At 40.4% G+C, this 19,031-nt stretch carries 13 protein-coding genes; 9 read left to right on the top strand and 4 right to left on the bottom strand.

Annotated elements, in window-relative coordinates; all coding sequences use genetic code 11:
- Nucleotides 1–2: 2 nt before the first annotated feature.
- The gene (locus tag O0V13_RS07485; protein ID WP_268034354.1) at nucleotides 3–1,322 is read right to left on the bottom strand and encodes a rhamnogalacturonidase; all 1,320 of its coding nucleotides are present in this window, start codon (nucleotides 1,320–1,322) and stop codon (nucleotides 3–5) included.
- 159 nt (nucleotides 1,323–1,481) lie between these two features.
- Here O0V13_RS07485 and O0V13_RS07480 point away from each other — a divergent pair, with 159 nt between their 5' ends.
- Complete coding sequence (locus O0V13_RS07480) at nucleotides 1,482–2,615, top strand: serine hydrolase domain-containing protein (protein ID WP_268034353.1); 1,134 nt, start codon at nucleotides 1,482–1,484, stop codon at nucleotides 2,613–2,615.
- Here O0V13_RS07480 and O0V13_RS07475 read toward each other — a convergent pair.
- Both O0V13_RS07475 and O0V13_RS07470 read right to left on the bottom strand, forming a co-directional pair.
- Nucleotides 2,605–3,384: a CPBP family intramembrane glutamic endopeptidase gene (locus O0V13_RS07475; RefSeq protein WP_268034352.1), complete on the bottom strand. Its 780-nt coding sequence runs from the start codon at nucleotides 3,382–3,384 to the stop codon at nucleotides 2,605–2,607. The two genes, O0V13_RS07480 and O0V13_RS07475, sit on opposite strands and share 11 nt — an antisense overlap.
- Before the next feature lie 6 nt (nucleotides 3,385–3,390).
- Complete coding sequence (locus tag O0V13_RS07470; RefSeq protein WP_073572675.1) at nucleotides 3,391–3,615, bottom strand: DUF3820 family protein; 225 nt, start codon at nucleotides 3,613–3,615, stop codon at nucleotides 3,391–3,393.
- A gap of 364 nt (nucleotides 3,616–3,979) precedes the next feature.
- Here O0V13_RS07470 and O0V13_RS07465 point away from each other — a divergent pair, with 364 nt between their 5' ends.
- The 7 genes from O0V13_RS07465 to O0V13_RS07435 all read left to right on the top strand — a co-directional run bounded on the left by O0V13_RS07465 (nucleotide 3,980) and on the right by O0V13_RS07435 (nucleotide 17,329).
- Nucleotides 3,980–4,543 (top strand): RNA polymerase sigma factor, encoded by a 564-nt coding sequence (locus O0V13_RS07465; protein ID WP_268034351.1) that lies wholly within the window; start codon nucleotides 3,980–3,982, stop codon nucleotides 4,541–4,543.
- A gap of 128 nt (nucleotides 4,544–4,671) precedes the next feature.
- Nucleotides 4,672–5,757, top strand: a complete 1,086-nt coding sequence (locus O0V13_RS07460) for a FecR family protein (protein ID WP_268034350.1) — start codon at nucleotides 4,672–4,674, stop codon at nucleotides 5,755–5,757.
- A 149-nt stretch (nucleotides 5,758–5,906) separates the two neighbouring features.
- On the top strand, nucleotides 5,907–9,188 hold the full coding sequence (locus O0V13_RS07455) for a SusC/RagA family TonB-linked outer membrane protein (RefSeq protein ID WP_268034349.1): 3,282 nt from the start codon (nucleotides 5,907–5,909) through the stop codon (nucleotides 9,186–9,188).
- 12 nt (nucleotides 9,189–9,200) lie between these two features.
- Entirely contained in the window at nucleotides 9,201–10,820 is a 1,620-nt protein-coding gene (locus O0V13_RS07450; RefSeq protein WP_268034348.1) for a RagB/SusD family nutrient uptake outer membrane protein, read from the top strand.
- A 189-nt stretch (nucleotides 10,821–11,009) separates the two neighbouring features.
- On the top strand, nucleotides 11,010–12,785 hold the full coding sequence (locus O0V13_RS07445; RefSeq protein WP_268034347.1) for a 3-keto-disaccharide hydrolase: 1,776 nt from the start codon (nucleotides 11,010–11,012) through the stop codon (nucleotides 12,783–12,785).
- Between the two features lie 21 nt (nucleotides 12,786–12,806).
- Nucleotides 12,807–14,729 carry a c-type cytochrome gene (locus O0V13_RS07440; RefSeq protein ID WP_268034346.1) on the top strand — a complete coding sequence of 641 codons (1,923 nt, stop codon included), beginning with the start codon at nucleotides 12,807–12,809 and terminating at the stop codon, nucleotides 14,727–14,729.
- 242 nt (nucleotides 14,730–14,971) lie between these two features.
- Nucleotides 14,972–17,329 (top strand): ABC transporter permease, encoded by a 2,358-nt coding sequence (locus O0V13_RS07435; RefSeq protein WP_268034345.1) that lies wholly within the window; start codon nucleotides 14,972–14,974, stop codon nucleotides 17,327–17,329.
- A 127-nt stretch (nucleotides 17,330–17,456) separates the two neighbouring features.
- Here O0V13_RS07435 and O0V13_RS07430 read toward each other — a convergent pair whose 3' ends face one another.
- On the bottom strand, nucleotides 17,457–18,092 hold the full coding sequence (locus O0V13_RS07430; RefSeq protein ID WP_268034344.1) for a GDSL-type esterase/lipase family protein: 636 nt from the start codon (nucleotides 18,090–18,092) through the stop codon (nucleotides 17,457–17,459).
- A gap of 99 nt (nucleotides 18,093–18,191) precedes the next feature.
- Here O0V13_RS07430 and O0V13_RS07425 point away from each other — a divergent pair, with 99 nt between their 5' ends.
- On the top strand, nucleotides 18,192–19,031 hold the full coding sequence (locus tag O0V13_RS07425; protein WP_268034343.1) for a hypothetical protein: 840 nt from the start codon (nucleotides 18,192–18,194) through the stop codon (nucleotides 19,029–19,031).

Genomic DNA, 19,031 nt, shown 5'->3' with positions numbered 1-19,031 from the left:
GTTTAATCTAAGCTCTTTCCATTCACAACGACATTTTTGACTTCAAAACCTTTTACCAAATCCTTATTGAAATTGGCCTTTTCGGTCTTTACCATGATATTTTCAAAGTCGAAGTTGGACAATCGATCATGCTCTGTGATCGCTACATCAAAGAAAATATCACATTCCAGATCGATGTTTTTCATGGTAATATGATCTGAATAGGAAAGGGGAACATCCTTTCTTCCCTGTAGGTCAAAAAACTGTGTCCAGGGTTTCACATAGATAAAACTATGGGCTTGTCCTCGGATATTTTCTACTGTGATATATTCGTAATTCTGAGGCGTGTCAGGTCTCATTTTGAGCCAAAGTAGGCGATGAGCATCCTGAATCTGAATGTTTCTCATGATGACATTTTTATTGTGAATAGCTTCACTTCCGCAGGTCAATGCCGAATGGCAAAAACCAAATTCACTGTCTTCTATCAAAATATGAGTGTTTTCACCATTGTTTGGATCCTCGTCTGCCCAAGGGCCTTTTCCTCCTTTTAAGGCAATCGCATCATCATTTACAGAAAGGTAGCAGCCTTTAATTAGGACGTTTTTCACCACGTCTAGATCGATGGCATCTGTGCTTGGAGCCTTTACGGGAGAGCTTGGGGAAGTGATGGTGAGGTCTAGGATTTTCACATTCTCACACTGAAAATAGTGGCTACTCCAAAAACCGGCATTGATCAGGCTCACATCCTGCAATTGCACATTGTTACTTCGCCAAATAAAAACCAGTCGAGGTCTGGAAACTTCCAGATTGGTGCAATTCGGGTCCTCTTTTCTCCTTTGCCAGAAAGCTTCCCAGAATTTCAGCCCGTTTCCGTCAATTGTTCCCGTCCCGCTAATTGTAAATCCATCTACCTCATAGGCATTGACCAAAGCTGCAAAGTAGTCCAAATTTTGGCCCTCCATCCGAGAGGGGATTTTAGGGTAATTTGCAATTTCATTAGAGCCTTTGAGAACGGCACCTTCCATCAAGTGGAGGTGGGTTTTTGGTTTGAAAAATAATGCTCCACTCAAATACGTCCCTTCGGGGATGATGATCACACCGCCTCCATTACCTGACGCTTTATCTATGATTGCTTGGATTTGATGGGTTTGTAGGAGATCCGGGTCGTTTTTCACTCCATGCTCTGTGATGACATATGGCCTACCCAAATCGGAAAGCTCAATTTTCGAATCATCTTTAAACCAATCTGAGATCACCGTGCCATCTGGCCAAAAGTCCTGCTGTTGACAGATTGCCGGGCTAAAAATTAAGGAAAGAAGGATGATCCAAATTGACTTTTTCATACTCTAATCTATATTCTTTGAGTCAGCAATATAAGGTTTTCGGTGACTTTGACTGTCTGATACTTTCTTGAATTTGGATAGTGTAAAAGATCTGACCAGTCATGGAAAAATCTATTCTATAAACAGTACCGAGAGGTGATTTCAATTAAATTTAATCATATGAAAAAAACTCTATCTGTTATCATTGCGCTCTTCTTTAGTCTATCAGGCTCTCTTTTTGCCCAAAATCAACAAGCTGAAAAAATCATGTTGTTGATGGAGGAAATTCCCGTGATGGGACTTTCCGTTGCTGTTGTGAAAGATGGGGAGTTGGTTTATCAAGAAGCTTTTGGATGGAAAGAGGAAAATGAGGTTCCATTAGCTAGTACAGATATTTTTAGAATCGCTTCGATTTCTAAGTCCTTTTCTGCCACTTCCATTATGCAATTGGTGGAGCAGAAGAAGTTGTCTTTGGATAATGACGTAAGTGATTTAATGGGCTTTGAGGTCAGAAATCCCAAGTTTCCTGAGAAAGTAATCACTTTGAAAATGCTGCTTTCTCATACTTCCAGTATCAATGATTCGGAAGGATATTTTACCCTGGATGCGATCAATCCTGCGAAAAACCCGAATTGGGAGAAGGCTTACAATGATTATGCTCCCGGTGAAGGGTATCAGTATTGTAATTTGGCTTATAATATGACAGGGACGATCATCGAAAAGTATTCAGGAGAGCGATTTGACCACTATATCAAGAACCATATTTTAGATCCACTAGGCCTTTATGGAGGCTTCAATGTCAATGATTTGGATGCCTCAAAATTCGCTAATATTTACACCTATGATACCAAAACCGGGGAATTCACTCTTTCTCCAGCTGCCTATGCACCAAGGAAAGAAGAGATTGCTAATTATGTGGAAAACTATAGTACTCCGATTTTTTCTCCCACGGGAGGAATGAAAATTTCCGCTCCTGACCTTGCCAGGTATATGATCATGCATATGAATTATGGCAAAGGGGAGCAGGCCAAAATTATCAAAAAGAAGAGTTCGAAAATCATGCAAACTCCTCTTTCCAGCAATGAGAATTATGGATTGGCATTATGGAAAACTGACAAGTTGATTGAAGGAAAAATGTTGACAGGTCATACAGGATCCGCCTATGGGCTGTATAGTGCCATGTTTTTTGATCCACAAGAAAAATTTGGAATCGTAGTCATGACGAATGGCTGCGACTCGACTTATGAAAATGGGTATAATAAAGTGATCAGGGAAACGGTGAATATTTTATACGAGGAACTGATCAAAAACTAATTTCAAAAAAGGAAGATACAGAAGGTAGAATATCGATTGCCCAATGGATCAAAATAAGTACAGGAAGATTTCGAAACCTTGACCAATGCCAGCCAAAGAAAGCTCCTACAATAAAAACGGGTAGACCAGTTCCCAGAAGAACTGAATTCAAGTCACCAGCCTGACCATCTACTCCATCTGCCAAGAAGAACCTGCTTGGAATATGCCAAGCAGTAAAAAGAATACCTGAAACAAGAATTGCCAAGGGGGTATTCCAAAGCTTTTCCAGTCTTGTCTGTAGCATAGCTCTGAAGAAAAGCTCCTCGGGGATTCCTGCAATGAAAAGTGGTAGCATTACTCCGATGATCAATCGGATCGGCGCATCTTGATAGTTTGGGATTTGGTTGGCAATAGGGGCCAGATGTTTCGTGTTAAGTAAAAATCCCACTGCGATTAATAAGGCACCTTTGATCACCATTGAAATATTGGGTTTTAAACCAAGTAAAAGGTCTTGGAGGGAGTATTTCCAAACTTTGAAAAAGATCCAAAGTGGAATAATCAAGAGGAAAGTAAATTTGAATACTCCAGCATACCAAAAATCCTGAATGAAGTCATTAGCACCAAGAATTGGTAAAGGAATTTGGGTGATTATGTAGGCAATAAAAATTGCAAGGAGTACGTAGAAGAGAGCATAGAGTAAAAGTAAAAAGCTCTCCTTTTGAAGATTTTTGAAATGGATTTTGGAGGATGAGACTCGCTGCCAAGTAAGAAAGTCGATGAGTTTTTTCACTTGAGCTTAGCGGTTGGAATAATTTCTCTTCAATTGAGTCAAGATTTCTTCAAGTCCATTCAAGCGAATTTCATAAAGAGTATGCAGCCACATTCCCAACTTTCCCTCTGGGAATCCTTGCCCATGCATCCATACCAAATAGTGCTCAGGAATGTCGCAAAGTAGTTTCCCTTTGTATTTCCCGAAGGGCATTCGTTTGGTCACAAGGTCAATTAAAATCTGGTTGTCCATAAGACAAAAGTAGAATTTTCATCAGGGTTAAAGTGGAAATTCTGGAATATATAATCCTTCTGTACCGATTAATAGTAAAGGTTTTTAATATCGATTAGTTTTCAGATTCCAACAGTTTCAGCAGCTACCGTTTATAAATAAAATTGCATCTGTTTTAAGTATTAGTTGGTCGATTAAAAAATTAATATTTTTCATATAACTGGTTGTGAAAGTGTTATAAAGTGCAGTTTTTTATACATAAGTGTCTGATAGTCTACTTATTATTCATTTATTTCTTGATTCAATACCAAAAAAAATACTTTGATTTTTCATTCTTTCTCTTTTCATTCAAAGTTGATTACAATTAACAGACCCGATTTTACCAATGAATGCCCAGCTCCAAATTTCCGAGGAGGAATTGACATATTGGACACTTTTGAAAGAAGGTGAACAATCTGGACTTCGTTTTTTCTATGAGAAATACGTTGACGATTTGTTTTCTTTCGGTATGGGGATTGCCAAGTGTGAGCATCAAGTGAAAGATGCAATCCAAGAGGTTTTTTTAGACCTTTGGAAGTATAGAAGCAAGATTAATTCCTCGGTTTTAATTAAAGCATACTTGTACAAGTGCTTGGCAAATAAACTTTTTAAACTGGCAAAAGTAGACAAGAAAAATAAGTCGATTCATAGTGATTATATGGAGGATTGGGAGCTTTTGGTCGAGAGCTCAGAATCCAAATTGATCAATATTCAAATTGAATCTCATTTGAAAGAAAAATTGGTGAAGGCTATCGAAAGTCTACCTGACCGTCAAAAGGCCGTGATTAACTGCCTCTTTTTCGAAGACTTCTCCTACGAAGAGACTTCTCAGATTATGAATATTAATCTGAGATCTACTTATACGCTTGCTTGGAAAGCTGTCGGAAGCTTAAAAAAGTATTTAAGCTGAAAAATTTAATTTGGCGAAAGCCGTATTTTTCTACAGAAAGTTTCAAATTTCGATTTTTCTAAAAAAAAGTTAAAAACTGAAGGATAACTTTTAGAGATGTCTGTCTTATAGCATTGAAGACAGATTTTATGAGCAAAGCAAATTACACAGTCGAAGACTTTGTACTTGATCCAGAATTCAGAGATTGGATTTTTAAAAACAACCCGGAAGCAAGAGCTTATTGGGAGTCTTTTTTGCAAAAACATCCTGAGAAAATAAAGGAGATAGAATTGGCAAGAAAAATCCTTATCCACCTTCCTCATGAGAAGAAGCAAATCTCTGAAACTGTTAAAAATGATCTATGGGAAGGCATTTCTCAGAAAATCGAAGAAGAAACTGTGGAGCAATCGGATACCAAAGTTGTGAATTTGGATTCATGGTCAGCCATCAAGCAATATGAGCAAGAGCAGTTAAAAAAATCACGAATCGCTTGGAAAAGAAAAGCAGTAGCGATTTTGATTTTGATAGCAACAGCAGGATTCTTTTTGACTAAAACTATCCAATTGGAAGAAACGGAGATTGTTTCTCCAATAGCTGAAATGGAGGTTCATCAAGCACCTCCAGGGGTGAAATCGACGATTACTTTAGAAGATGGTTCTAAGGTTTTTTTGAATTCCGGAAGCAAGATTAGCTATGCTAAAGGATTCACAGATTCTCTAAGGTTGCTTCAGCTGGAAGGTGAAGCCTTTTTTGAAGTTGCCCATGACAAGAGCAAACCGTTTGTCGTTCAGACTGGGACTATTACGACTACGGCTTTAGGGACCTCATTTAATATCTCTTCATTTCCAGAGGAGAGTGTTTCTATTTCTTTGATGACTGGAGTGGTGCTTGTGAAAAATGGAGATGTGGAGGAGACATTAATGCCCGGTGAAGGAATCATAGCTTCAATTCAGGACTCTGGTTGGAAAAAAGAAAGATTTGATGTGGAACAAGTACTCTCATGGATGAATAAGACATTGATTTTCAAAAATACTCCATTCGAAAGGGCCAGCTTAAAACTGGAAAATTGGTTTGGAGTGGATATAGTCTTTGAAAATCTAGTTCCAAGAGATCTGATGGTTTCCGGAAAATTCAAAGATGAAAGTCTTGAGAATATATTGAAGGGGCTCAGCTATAGTTCAAGATTTGAATATGAGCTTCAAGGCAAACAAGTATACATTCATTTTAAACCTTAACCCATGAGCCTATGAAAAAACCAGCAAAAAAGTAAAAGGCCGAAAAGGAAATAATCCCTCCCGGCCAGTGGAAGTTTTGATGTGTCTTGGCGGATAATCAAAACTCCTAGTTCAACCATTTCACAATAGTTTAAACATGAAGTAAAGTTATGAAAAAAAGCATACTGTTACGCTTATTGGCTATGTCCAAAACCATTTTATACAGTTTTCTGATTCAGTGCTTTTCGATGAGCTTGCTATTTGCCAATACCAGCAATGCTCAAATTAAAGCCATAGACGAGGTTCCGGTGAAAATCGAACTTCAAAATGCAAAGGTCCAAGACGCTTTTTCAAGAATTGAAAGAGTGACTGGGTATAATTTCGTTTATACCTCCAGAGAATTAAAAGATTTACCAGCTGTCACAATCTCAAATTCTGGAAGTCTGTACGATTTGTTGGTTGATTTTTCACAGCAAACAGGCTTGAATTTCAAGCAAATCAATAAAAACATCCATGTAAGAGTTGATTCTGACTCCAAAAAAGACGATCAAGTAATGATCGAATTGGTTCCTCAGGAGACAGTTTCTGGTGTGATCGTGGATGAAACAAACCTTCCTCTTCCTGGAGTTTCCGTTATTGAAAAAGGAACTACCAATGGCACAGTTTCAGATATTGATGGGAAATTTACTTTGGTAGTCAGTTCTCCTGATGCTGTTTTGGTATTTAGTTTCATCGGAATGGAGACTACCGAACTTCCTGTCGGTGATAGAAGAACTTTCAATATCACGATGAATCAAGATACCAAGTCTTTGGATGAAATTGTCGTGGTAGGTTATGGTACACAGAAGAAAAGAGAAATCACCTCATCTGTAGCCAAAGTAGATGAAGAGAGCTTCATCCAAGGTAATGTGAAAAGTCCATTGGACTTGATTCAAGGTAAAGTAGCAGGTTTAAGCATCACCAGAACCGAAGGTAATAATCCTAATTCAGGTGTAGCAATCCAAATGAGAGGGGTAACTTCCCTTACGGGTAACTTGGCGCCTTTGATTGTAATCGACGGTATCCCTGGTGGTAATTTGGATCTTTTGCAGCAGGATGATATTGCATCTTTCGATGTGTTGAAAGATGGATCTGCAGCAGCAATCTATGGTACCAGAGGTAACAATGGTGTGATTTTGATTACAACCAAAAAAGGTAAGGCGGGAGAGCCGACTTTCAATTACAATACTTACTTCTCTAAAGAAGCTGTAGCTAGAAAACCTAACTTTTTGTCGCCTGATCAATACAGAGGCTTGATTGAAGAAGGTTTGATTGGCGAGGTAAATGATTTGGGTGCGTCTACGGATTTGTATGATGAATTGATCAACAAGCAAAACTTGAGTCAATACCATAACTTCTCAGCTTCAGGTGGATCTCTAAACTCTAATTATAGAGCTTCTTTCTACTTCAATGATATGGAAGGGATTGCAAAAGAAAATTCCAGAACTCAGTACGGAGCTCGTATTAATCTCAACCAGACTGGAGTAAATGGAAGATTGCAAATGGCGGCGAATCTTGCTGCAAACTTCAACAAAGCAAATCTTCTTGGAGGTGGTGGAGGAGACTTCGAGCAAGCTATCCAAAGAAACCCTACTGCGCCAATCAAAAACCCTGACGGAACATTTGTAGAAACTCAGGCTTATAACAATTACAATCCACTGTCACGATACGAATACAGAACAAATGAGAGAAATCAGCAGACTTTCTCTGGTGATATGAGATTGACTTTCGAAATCATTGAAGGGTTGAATATCAGTGCTTTCGGAGCTCATACTCAAAACACCTACAACGACAGACAATTTAGATCCTTGAAAGATTTTGCTCAAAGACCGAGTGCAGAATTTCAAGGAACTGGCTATGCAAGAAAATACAATGGATTATCTTGGTCTGATGTATTTGAATCTACCTTGAACTATAAAAGAGTTGTTGGTGATCATTCATTTGATGTCTTGGGTGGTTACAGTTATCAGTACAATACCTTTGAAGAATTTTGGGTAAATAACTCAGGTTTTACCACTGATGCTTTTGAAGATTGGAACCTAGGCGCAGGTACTGCTATAAACAATACCCAACTTCCAAGACCTGGAATGGGATCTTTCAAAGAAGACAATACTTTGATCGCACTTTTTGGTAGAGTAAGCTATAGCTACAAAGAGAAGTTCTTCGGTCAGGTAATCATCAGACGTGAAGGTTCTTCCAAATTCGGTGACAATCACAAGTGGGGTAACTTCCCGGCAGCATCCGTTGGTTGGGACCTTTCTAAAGAATCCTTCCTTCAAAACTCAGGTGCAATTGAAAACTTGAAGTTGAGATTAGGTTATGGGGTGACTGGTAATCAAGGTATTCCAAACTATCAGTCTTTGGTAACCCTAAGCACTGGTGGTGTGTATCCTCAAAATGGCGTTTATTATCAAACCTATGGTCCTGCTAGAAACCCGAACCCGAATTTGAAGTGGGAGAAAAAGCAAGAGTGGAACTTCGGTATTGACTTTGCCCTATTCAACAATAAGGTTTCCGGTTCTTTGGACCTCTATGATAGAGAAACTGTTGATTTGTTGAATAATTATACGGCTCAGCAGCCTCCATTCGTTAGAAATTCAATCTACACCAACGTTGGAAGTATCCGTAACCAAGGTATTGAATTGTATTTGAATGCCATGTTGGTTAACAAAAATGACTTCACTTATTCTATTGACTTCACTGGAAACGTATTAGGTAATAAGATTACCCAACTATCTAATGAATTCTATTCTGCGGATTATTTGGAATATGGGTTCTTGCCTTCTCCAGGAAACTTAGGTGCTGCTATCCGTGTGAATGAAGGTGGCAAGGTAGGTAACTTCTTCGGTAAGAAATTCGCAGGATTCAATGAAGATGGTAAGTGGTTGTTCTACAAAGCTGATGGTTCAGCTGTAACTGCTGATCAGATTGCAACTGAAGATTTATCAATCATCGGAAACGGTGTGCCTAAGTATATGGCAAGTTTGAATAACTCTTTCCGTTACAAAAACTTCGATTTGACGATCTTCTTTAGAGGTAAGTTTGCTTATGACATCTTGAATACTCAAGACCTATATTTTGGAAACAAAGCTTGGTTGCCAAACAACCTATTGGAAAGTGCGATCACCAAAAATAGCGAGCTAAACGATAATCCTCAGTTCTCAAACTACTACCTAGAAAATGGAAGCTTTGTGAAGCTGGACAACATTACATTAGGTTACAACTTTAACCTTAAAGGTAAAGCAGTTAAGAATCTAAGATTGTATGCGACAGGTAGAAACCTGGCAACTATCACCAGTTATACAGGGCTAGATCCTGAACTTCAAGACACTGGATTTACGACTGGTATCGACAATCGTGGGTTCTACCCTCGTACCAATTCGTACACTCTTGGTTTGAAAGTTACATTCTAAAGACTCTGAATAATGAAAAATATAAAAAGAATATATAGCACAGCCATCGCACTTCTCGTACTGGGGATTGCTGGATGTATGGACCTTTCTGAGACTTTCTACAGTGAGCTGTCCAAAGATAATTTTTACAACAATAAGCTTGAAGTGATGCAAGGGGTCTTGAGACCTTTTACCCACATGCAAGCTTGGTTGGCACCTACTGGTCAAAACGGGTATTACTATCACGGTGAATCTGCTGCTGACCAAATCGCTTGGCCCCAAAAAGGACGTCATGGTTATGATGGTGGTGATCACATCAGATTGCACTATCATACCTGGACTGCAAATGAACCAAGAATGAGATCTGCTTGGGGACTAATGTGGGGTGGAGTAGGATACGTGAATTCTATCCTTCAAGACGTGGAAGGTCTTGATATTGAAAGAGCTGGCATGACTGAAGATGAAAGACAAGCAATTATTGCTGAAGTCAAAGTTATGAGAGCTTATCACTATATGAGAATCATGGACATGTGGGGTAATGTTCCTATTATCACTACAGTTGGTGAGCCTTTGAATCCTCCTACATCTTCTAGATCTGAGGTTTTTGAATTTGTGAAATCCGAATTGGAAGCAAATGTGGAGCTTTTGGAACCACTTTCTCAAGAATTGGTAGGTAGAGTTTCTAAAGCTGCAGGATATGCAATGCTTTCCGAATTGTACTTGAATGCCGAAAAATGGAGTGGTACTGCCATGTGGGATCAGTCTATTACTTACGCCGATAAAGTAATCAATGGTGAGGGCGGTTCCTTGACTGGAGCTATTGGATTGGATCCAGATATCAATGGTCCTTTCAGAAATGACAACCAAAATTCTCCAGAAAATATCTTCCAGTTTGCTTTCAGTAGACAAGGTGGATTCTCTTTTGGATGGGGAGGCTTCTTCATGGGATATTCTAATATGTCCGAAGCTTTGGATGTGACTTACAGTGGATGGAATGCATTCGTTGTTATCCCATCTGCATTTGATGCTTATGAAGAAAATGACATGAGAAAGTCTGAATGGTTCCTATTTGGCCCTCAATATAAGTATGGTACTACCGACCCTGTGATCGGTACCGAAGAATGGGATGGTCAACCTCTGGTTTATGTGAATACAATCAGAAGAAACTCTGAGGGTGCTACAGGTGAGGGTTCCATGACTGAAGGTGAAGAAAACTCTGGTGCTAGATTTAACAAGTATAAGTCTGGGACTAAAGATGATCCTAATTATCAGGAAAATGATTACATCATCTACCGTCTGACTGAGTTGTATTTCAACAAGGCCGAAGCTTTGATGAGAAAGAATGGTGGTCAGGCTACACCTGAAGCTGTAGCTTTGATCAATGAGTCTAGGAAAAGAGCATTCTCTGATGAAGATTGGGCTACTGAAGCTTATACAACGAGTACTTTGACAATGGATGAACTTCTAGCTGAAAGAGGAAGAGAGTTCATCTTCGAAGGAAAGAGAAGAACTGATTTGATCAGATTCGGTGCATTCACATCTAATTCTTGGTGGGATCATGAGCCAAGTGGAGATCCTAACTTGGAGCTTTTTCCTATTCCTGAAATTCAGACGAATTCCAACCCTAACTTGGTTCAAAACCCAGGTTACTAATCAATAATGATCGGTGGGGCATTTTGTCCCGCCGATTTTCCTGCTTTCCGACAATAATTTGACCCTCCAACCCATTCTTATGCTCATATAGGCATTGAATGATTGGTATTCTCTTGACTTTTGGATTATTTAGCAGCCCCATTTGCGGGAAGGATTTATCCAAATTCTATAGTAAATCAATTTAAACCTATGTTTTCCAAAACTAAAACTCTTTGGGCTTGCCTGGCGATAGGTCTTCCTATCTGCACAGTATCAGCCCAGACTACTCAGCTGCGCCTTGCTGATTTCTCCAATAACAAAGGCTCTTGGTCTGAGGTAGGAGATGCTTGGGCAAATCCCTTGGGAGCTCAAGAAATCCAAAGTTCCGGACAGGGAACTATCCTTGTCAATCAACCAGCTAAAAAGAAACCAGGAATGGACTTGGTTTCCAATGAAAAATTTGGTGACGCTGAAGTCACTCTAGTTTACATGATGGCACCGGGCTCCAATTCCGGTTTATACCTTCAAGGTCAATATGAAATCCAGCTTTTGGATAGCTGGACCACTACTGATCCCAAAGCGGGAGACAATGGTGGTATCTATGAGCGTTGGGATGAAAGCAAGCCCGATGGTCAAAAAGGATATCAAGGTTATGCTCCAAGACAAAATGCTACCAAAGCACCTGGAACATGGCAAGAATTAAAAGTGCTTTTCAAAGCTCCTAAGTTTTCTGCTTCTGGAGAGAAAATTGAAAATGCACGAATCGAATCAGTAGTACTCAATGGAGTATTGATTCATGAAGATGTTGAACTTTTTGGACCTACCAGAGGAGCACTTCCAGGTGGAGAAGTGGCCGAAGGTCCTATCAGAATTCAAGGAGATCACGGTCCAGTAGCTATTCAGTCTTTGACTGTGAAGCCGATGGATACGCCAGCTCCGACTTTTTCAGCTATTACTTATGAAGTGTATCCTGGTTCTTTCGAAGAAATGCCAAGTGCAAGCAGCTTAACCGCTGCCAACAAGGGTACTATTGCAAATTTCGATGAGTTTTCTACGGGATTGACTCAAGAGTCTTTGGCGAAATTGGAGACTAAAGTTTCTATCAAAAAGGCGGGTAATTATACCTTCTTCATGTCTGTTCCTAACGGATTGGGTTCATTGCAAATTGGCTCAGGTTCTGCGGCTTTAAAAGGTGGCGGTATTCGAGTGGAAAAACAATTGGAAGCAGGTGAATATCCAGTGACTATTTGGGTTTCCAAGCCAAGAGATTGGACTACTGAAGGGTTCTCCTTAAGCGTTGCAGGTGATACCATGTGGCCAACAGAGTACAGTAATCCAGCTGGAAGTTTCCAGGGTTGGCCTACCGATCCAATTTTAGTAGATACCGAACAAGATCCTGTGTTGAGATCATTTATTGAGGTGCCAGATGCTCCTAAGATTTCTCATGGTATTTCTGTTTCTTCTCCTTTTGGAACAAGCTATTCCTATGATTTGAATTCAAATGAATTGATCAGAGTATGGAGAGGTGGATTCTTGGATGCTACTCCAATGTGGAACAGCCGAGGTAATGGAGTTTCCAAACCTTTGGGAGCTGTGACAGAATTGAGCCAAGGAGAAGAATTGTTTTACAATGCAACTTATGCTCCACTTGCTGATGATTTGAAATCAAAAGGATATGAAATCTTAGGCCCTGGTGCCTTGGAGTTTAAAGCTGTAAATGAATCAGGAGCCGAATTCAAGGATAGAATTCAAGTAATCGATAGCGGAAAAGGTATCGAAAGAAGTATCAGTTATTCAGCATTTCCTGCAGGCACCTTGATGAAAGTTGCACCAGGTCAGGAATTGGTAGAAATGGGAGATGGACTCTATTGGGTAAAGGATAGCGGTTTGTTCCTTTCTGTAGGTGAAAAGGTAAAGCCAGTAGCTCAGAATGGTGCTATCTATCTTCCTGCTAGCTCTACAGTAACTTATCGTTTACTATTTTAATCCCGATCTGACAGAATTGCTATGAATAATACAATCAATAAATTGAAATCCTGGACTTTAACAGCATGTGCGCTGACTATCGGTGCCGTGGCTGTGGCTCAGGAATCACCAAAAGAAGAGGATTTCTTCAAAATCCTAAAAGTTCCTGCTCCGGAAGGAACTCTGCTAGAGGTGGGTGGTTTGACCATGATGCCAAATGGCAATCTAGGTGTAGCTACTCGTAGAGGTGACGTATTTGTCGTTGAAAACCCGACTTCCAGCTCTCCTTATTGGTCTAAATATGCTTATGGACTTCATGAGATTTTAGGCTTGGCCTATCATGAAGGTTCTCTCTATATGGTTCAGCGCGGTGAATTGACCAAGTTGACAGACAAGAATTCCGATGGAAAGGCAGATCAATACGAGACGATCGCTAGCTGGCCTCTTTCTGCTCATTATCATGAGTATAGCTTCGGACCTAAAATCACTCCTGACGGAAACTTTATCGTCACCACCAATGTGGCTTTTGGTAACCAAGAGTGGTGGAGAGGTGAAGCACGAGTTCCTTACAGAGGAATGACATTGAAAATCCATCCTGATGGTACTATCGAGCCTTATGCTGCGGGTATGAGATCTCCAGCGGGGCCAGGTGTTTTGAATGGTGAGGTATTCTATACCGAAAATCAAGGAGATTACATGGCTTCTGGTGGTTTATGGCATTTGGAGAAAGGAGACTTCTCCGGTCACCCAGCAAGTTTGGCTTGGTCTGATTTACCTGAGATTCCTATCAAAATGGGTACTGAGGAGTTCAATGCAGTAGTTGATCCGATGAAAATCTCGAATGGTCGTGGAGGTTTTGCAAAACCTGAAAACGTAGTAGATAGCGAATATATTACTTTGGCACAGGCCAAAGAAAAGCTTCCTGAGATCAAATTGCCGGCAGTTTGGTTGCCTCACGGGGTTCACGGGATATCCAACTCTGAGCCGATTGTCATTCCTGATAACTATTGGGGACCTTTCGGTGGTCAAATCCTAGTGGGGGATCAAGGACAGAGTAAAATCATGAGGATCATGCTTGAAAAAGTAAATGGGGTGTACCAAGGTGCTTCCATAGACTTTAGAAGCGGATTCCAGTCTGGTGTGCTTCGATTGCTTTTCGCAGGTGATCAGTCGCTTTTCGTTGGTGAAACCAACCGTGGTTGGGGTTCTGCAGGGGATGCAAATGAAGGTTTGCAGAGATTGGTATGGAACCGTGCGATTCCTTTCGAAATGAGAGATATCAAGGCTAAGCCTGACGGATTTGAAATCGAATTCACCAAGCCTGTGGACAAAAAGTCTGCTGAAGACTTGGCTTCTTACATGATCTCAAGCTATACCTATAAGTATTTCCCTGTTTATGGTAGCCCTCCTGTGGAAAACAAGGAGCATGAAATCCTAGGAGTGGAAGTGTCTGAGGATGGTAGAAAAGTTCGTATTGCCATCGCAAATCCTGTTCAATTCCATGTACATAGAATCAGCCTTCCTGGTATCAGAGAAGCTGGAAACTATCATGAATTGGTACACACGGATGCATACTATACGTTGAATGAGATCCCTTCAGGAGCGAAGATGACGATCAAGCCTAAGGTGGTAGAAAAGCCAGCTGAAGAGAAGCCTAAAGTAGTGGCAAAGCCTGCTGCAAAACCAGCGACTCCTGCTGCTACTGCGATACCTTCTGAAGCTGAAATCAAGACTCTTTTGGCTAAAAACACCTGTACAGCATGTCATACTACTGATAAAAAAGTAGTAGGACCAGCTTTCAAGGATATAGCTAAGAGAAATTATAGCGCTGAAAAAATTGTAGAATTGATTTATAATCCACAGCCGCAAAACTGGCCTGATTATGCAACTCCGATGGCTCCAATGCCACAGGTACCTAAAGATCAGGCATTGAAAATTGCGAACTGGATCAACTCATTAAAGTAAGTAAACTTGAATTGGGTTATTTATAGATGAATCTAGCTGGTTTATCAATTTGGAAACCGGCAGCTTTTTGAGCTGTCGGTTTTTTCTTTTATAGGTTCGTATCTATTTCGTCCCAAATTGGAATAAGATTGTTCGATTTGGGACGTCTTAGCTTCTTTATTAGCCTTTTTAAGTCCAAAAAGCGCTATTTCTCTGGCATGATTTTGTTCCTTTAGATTTCAGATTTATCATTCAACACACCCATGCTTCGAAGCTTTTTCAAAATTTGCCTGAGGAATCTAGCTCGCCATAAAATCTATACCCTGATCAATTTATTGGGATTGAGTACGGGTATCGCTGCCAGTATTTTTATCCTTTTGTGGATTGCCGATGAAATCAGCTATGATGATTTTCATGCGAATGGTGACAGAATTTATTCCGTGATGGTCAATAATCATCAGCCAGAAAGTGAAATAGAAACTTATCCAGTCGCGCCTGCTTTGCTAAAAGATGAAATACTGGAGAAAATTCCAGAGGTAGAGGAGGCTTCTCGCTATAGTTTCGAGACAGATCTTTTGATGAAGCATGATGGGAATCCCTTTCAGGAAAAAGGAATCTATGCCGATCCGGCCTTTTTTAGTATTATGAGTTTTCCAATAGTAAAAGGAAATACTATTGAAAATTCATTGCCAGACCAGAATTCGATCGCTATTTCTCAAGCCTTGGCTGAGCGAATTTTTCAAAATGAGAATCCAATCGGAAAGACAATTTCACTTTCGAATGGAATTGATTTGGCAGTAACGGAAGTTTTTGAAAATGTACCCAAAAATTCTTCCCTTCAGTTCGATTTTGTGCTTCCTTTTGATTTGATGCTGGATGAAAATCCCTGGATGCAAAATTGGCAAAGTGGAGGAAGTAGGACGGTAGTTTTACTTCGGGAGGGAACTGAGGTTCCTTCTGAAAAGATCAGTTCTTTGATCTCAGATAATTGCAGAGACTGTACGAATCGCCCCTTTTTATTTTCATACGAGAGCCAGCATTTGCATGGGGAGTTTGAAAATGGAGTTTCGATAGGAGGAAGGATCCAACAGGTTTATCTTTTCTCCTTTGTAGCGTTTCTGATCTTGGCGATGGCCTGTGTCAACTTCATGAATCTTTCCACTGCCAGATCTGCGAGTAGAAGCAAGGAAGTGGGGGTTCGGAAATCTGTGGGCGCCAGTAAATGGAACCTGATGGTCCAATTCATCGGAGAGTCCGTTATTCTCACCTGGTTCGCATTGATTTTTGCCCTGATGCTGGTTCAGTTGCTTTTGCCTGTTTTCAATGAAATTACAGACAAAACTTTAGTGCTGAATTTGGCGAATCCGATCTTATGGGGAGGAGTGATCTTGCTTACCTTGTTGACAGGACTAATGGCCGGTTCCTATCCAGCTTGGGTGCTCTCTCAGTTTAATCCATCTAAAGTGCTCAAAGGCGACAGCAAATCCGGATTGACGGGAGTTGGATTGAGAAGGGCCTTGGTTGTGGCTCAGTTTGCAGCTTCCGTGATTTTAATTTTGGGGAGTATCGTGGTGTATCAACAGATCCAATTTATTTCTAATCGAAACTTAGGTTTTGATCGTGATAATGTCATCGTAATTAATCAAAATGAAGGATTAGTTAAAGCTTATTCAGGGATCAAAAATGAATTGCAGCAACTCAGTGGAGTGGAGGAAGTAGCTTTTGGTGGAAATAATGTCTTTACCATTCCGATCATGTCAACGGACCCTAAATGGCCCGGGAAAACAGATCAAAATCAGGTAAACTTTAAGGTTTTCAGATGTGATGCAGGTTTCTTACCTACTTTGGATATCCCTTTGATAGCTGGGAGGAATTTTGTTGGAGAAAGGGATTCTTCGAATTACATGATCAACCGAAAGGCGGTGGAAGATATGGGGCTGAGCGTGGATGAAGCGGTAGGAACCAAAATCGATATGTGGCATGGTCAGGGAGTGATTGTAGGTGTTACGGAGGATTTTCACAATGACAATCTGAAGTTTGGAATCCAACCGATGATGATGATGTATTCAGAGAATCTAGGGAATCATTATCTGGTTCGGCTTTCAGCGCAGCAACCTTTAGATCAGGTTTTAGCTCAGGTGGAAGAAGTTTTTGAAGAATACAATCCAGAATACCCTTTTGAATTCTCTTTTCTCAATGAGGTTTTTGATCAGGAGTATAGAATGGAGCAAGTAATAGGAAAGCTATCCATGGGCTTTACGGTTTTGGCTATCCTGATTTCTTGCTTAGGACTATTCGGTCTTTCTTTGTTTACCGCTGAGCAAAGAGCCAAAGAGATTGGTGTTCGTAAGGTGCTCGGTGCCTCAGTTAGCAATTTGGTTTTGATGCTTTACAGAGATTTTGGAGTGTTGGTTGGGATCAGCTTATTGATCGGAGTGCCGATTGCTTGGCTTTTGATTTCCAACTTTCTTTCAGGATATACCTTTCATACTTCCGTTCACTGGTCGCTGTATGTAGGAGTAGGGGTTTTTATGTTGCTGCTGACCTTGCTTTCAGTCGGCTTTCAGTCCCTCAAAGTCGCTCTTTCCAATCCAGTAGATTCGTTGCATTCGGATGGGTAAATTTTAGCTGAATAGCTTGCCCTGCTTCTCCAAAAGCAGGATGAATTCAAAAAGCTCCTGGAGACAGGAGCTTGGGCGGTGAGATAGACAACTTTCCCACTTTTGAACTTTCAAACTTTCAACCCCCTTACAGCCTAATCGCTCTGGCTAAAGTACTTGCCATAATGCCTAAACCTTCGGTATTGGGATGGACTCCATCAGGAAGTAAATCTGCTCTATCCATCAGTGGTGTATACAAATCAACCAGTCTTGATCCGCTGGACTGAGCGATGTCGATGATCATCATTCGCTGTTCATTGTTCATGACATCAGCAGTGATTCCGAAATTATCCTTGGTCACAGGTACAGGCATGACCACATAGACTTTTCCGTCAGCAGGCATATACTCTTTGAACTCGGCGATCATATCCAGATAGTCTTTTCTGAAATCAGCTTTGTGAGCCCAGTTTTGAGGTTTGGAATCATTGGTTCCCAGCATAATCACCAAGATGTCTGGTCTGAAATCTTTGGCGTCTTGGAACAAAGTCTCATTCCAGTAAGGGTAATCTCCTTTTCTCAATAAAGTTCGGCCGCCCATGCCAAAGTTGACTACCTTATATGTGTCTCCCAGAATAGCTTGAAGCTGTAGAGGATAGCTATCGGGATTGTCTCTTCCGGGACCTTGAGTGATGGAATTCCCCACGCAGGCGATTTTGATAGGAGCTTGTGAAAAAGCAGGAATAGAGAGTAAAAGAAGAATTAAAACAGAATAATAGGTTCTCATAGGTTTATTGAATAGATTTTTTTGTTGGAAAGACAAAATAGGAAATTTTGTTCAGGAAAATACCCTTGATTCTAAGAGTATGGGCCCTATTTTTACCAAATGCAATTGCTGAAGAAATTCTTCCTATGGTTCAATTGGCTTTCTCTGGATGTGGTCTTGGGATCCATGGCTGGAATGTTGTTTTTTTCCAGATTACTCCATGTCTCTTTGGACTGGAAAATGGATTTATTATTGGGCTTGACCGTGTGGGTAATTTACACTGCAGACCACTTGTTGGATTCCAGAAAAAAGGCTGAAATAGATCTCAGCCCCAGACATCAGTTTCATGCCAGAAACTTTAAGACTTTGGGAGTGATCGTAGTGATTTCTATCGGAGTGGGATTATTTGGTGCAATTCAGATCTTAGGTTGGTCGGATGAATTGTATTGGAGTGTCATCCTTTCAGTTTTGGTTGCGGGAAGCATGGGGTTGATCCGTTTGGGTGGAAAAGCTGTCAATGGACTGAAAGAATTGAGTACAGCGATATTCTATGTGTTGGGGATTTCATGGATACCTTTGTTAAGATCAGATTCTTTGGATAAAGACGGACACTTTTGGCTGCTCTTTGGGCTGTTTTCAGCCTTGGCATTTTTGAATTTGTTGATGCTTTCTTGGTTGGATAGAAATCAAGATAAATTGGCTGGCTTTCCTTCAGCAGCACTTTTGATTCAGCCGGAAAAACTGATTCAAAAAATCCGACAATTGGCTATTTTATTGATCTTGGGATGCTTTGCAGCATTCATTTTCATGCCCTCTTTTTACAGGGTTTTTAGCTGTCTTTTACTGGTGATGTGTTTGCTTCATTATTTGATTTTTTTCAATAAAAACCTGCAACCAGAACAGATCAGAAGAAGAATGGAAGCGGTTTTCCTACTCCCATGGATATTGATGTTGGTTTGA

This window comes from Algoriphagus sp. PAP.12 (assembly GCF_026652115.1).
Lineage (GTDB): Bacteria > Bacteroidota > Bacteroidia > Cytophagales > Cyclobacteriaceae > Algoriphagus.
This window is presented reverse-complemented; position numbering and strand designations above follow the sequence as displayed.

Bases quoted from the DNA above. Each gene is read 5' to 3' on its own strand.
- O0V13_RS07445 (WP_268034347.1), top strand. From the start codon at position 11,010: ATGTTTTCCAAAACTAAAACTCTTTGGGCTTGCCTGGCGATAGGTCTT.
- O0V13_RS07470 (WP_073572675.1), bottom strand. From the start codon at position 3,615: ATGGACAACCAGATTTTAATTGACCTTGTGACCAAACGAATGCCCTTC.
- O0V13_RS07440 (WP_268034346.1), top strand. From the start codon at position 12,807: ATGAATAATACAATCAATAAATTGAAATCCTGGACTTTAACAGCATGT.
- O0V13_RS07425 (WP_268034343.1), top strand. From the start codon at position 18,192: ATGCAATTGCTGAAGAAATTCTTCCTATGGTTCAATTGGCTTTCTCTG.
- O0V13_RS07460 (WP_268034350.1), top strand. From the start codon at position 4,672: ATGAGCAAAGCAAATTACACAGTCGAAGACTTTGTACTTGATCCAGAA.
- O0V13_RS07480 (WP_268034353.1), top strand. From the start codon at position 1,482: ATGAAAAAAACTCTATCTGTTATCATTGCGCTCTTCTTTAGTCTATCA.
- O0V13_RS07450 (WP_268034348.1), top strand. From the start codon at position 9,201: ATGAAAAATATAAAAAGAATATATAGCACAGCCATCGCACTTCTCGTA.
- O0V13_RS07465 (WP_268034351.1), top strand. From the start codon at position 3,980: ATGAATGCCCAGCTCCAAATTTCCGAGGAGGAATTGACATATTGGACA.
- O0V13_RS07435 (WP_268034345.1), top strand. From the start codon at position 14,972: ATGCTTCGAAGCTTTTTCAAAATTTGCCTGAGGAATCTAGCTCGCCAT.
- O0V13_RS07485 (WP_268034354.1), bottom strand. From the start codon at position 1,322: ATGAAAAAGTCAATTTGGATCATCCTTCTTTCCTTAATTTTTAGCCCG.
- O0V13_RS07455 (WP_268034349.1), top strand. From the start codon at position 5,907: ATGAAAAAAAGCATACTGTTACGCTTATTGGCTATGTCCAAAACCATT.
- O0V13_RS07430 (WP_268034344.1), bottom strand. From the start codon at position 18,092: ATGAGAACCTATTATTCTGTTTTAATTCTTCTTTTACTCTCTATTCCT.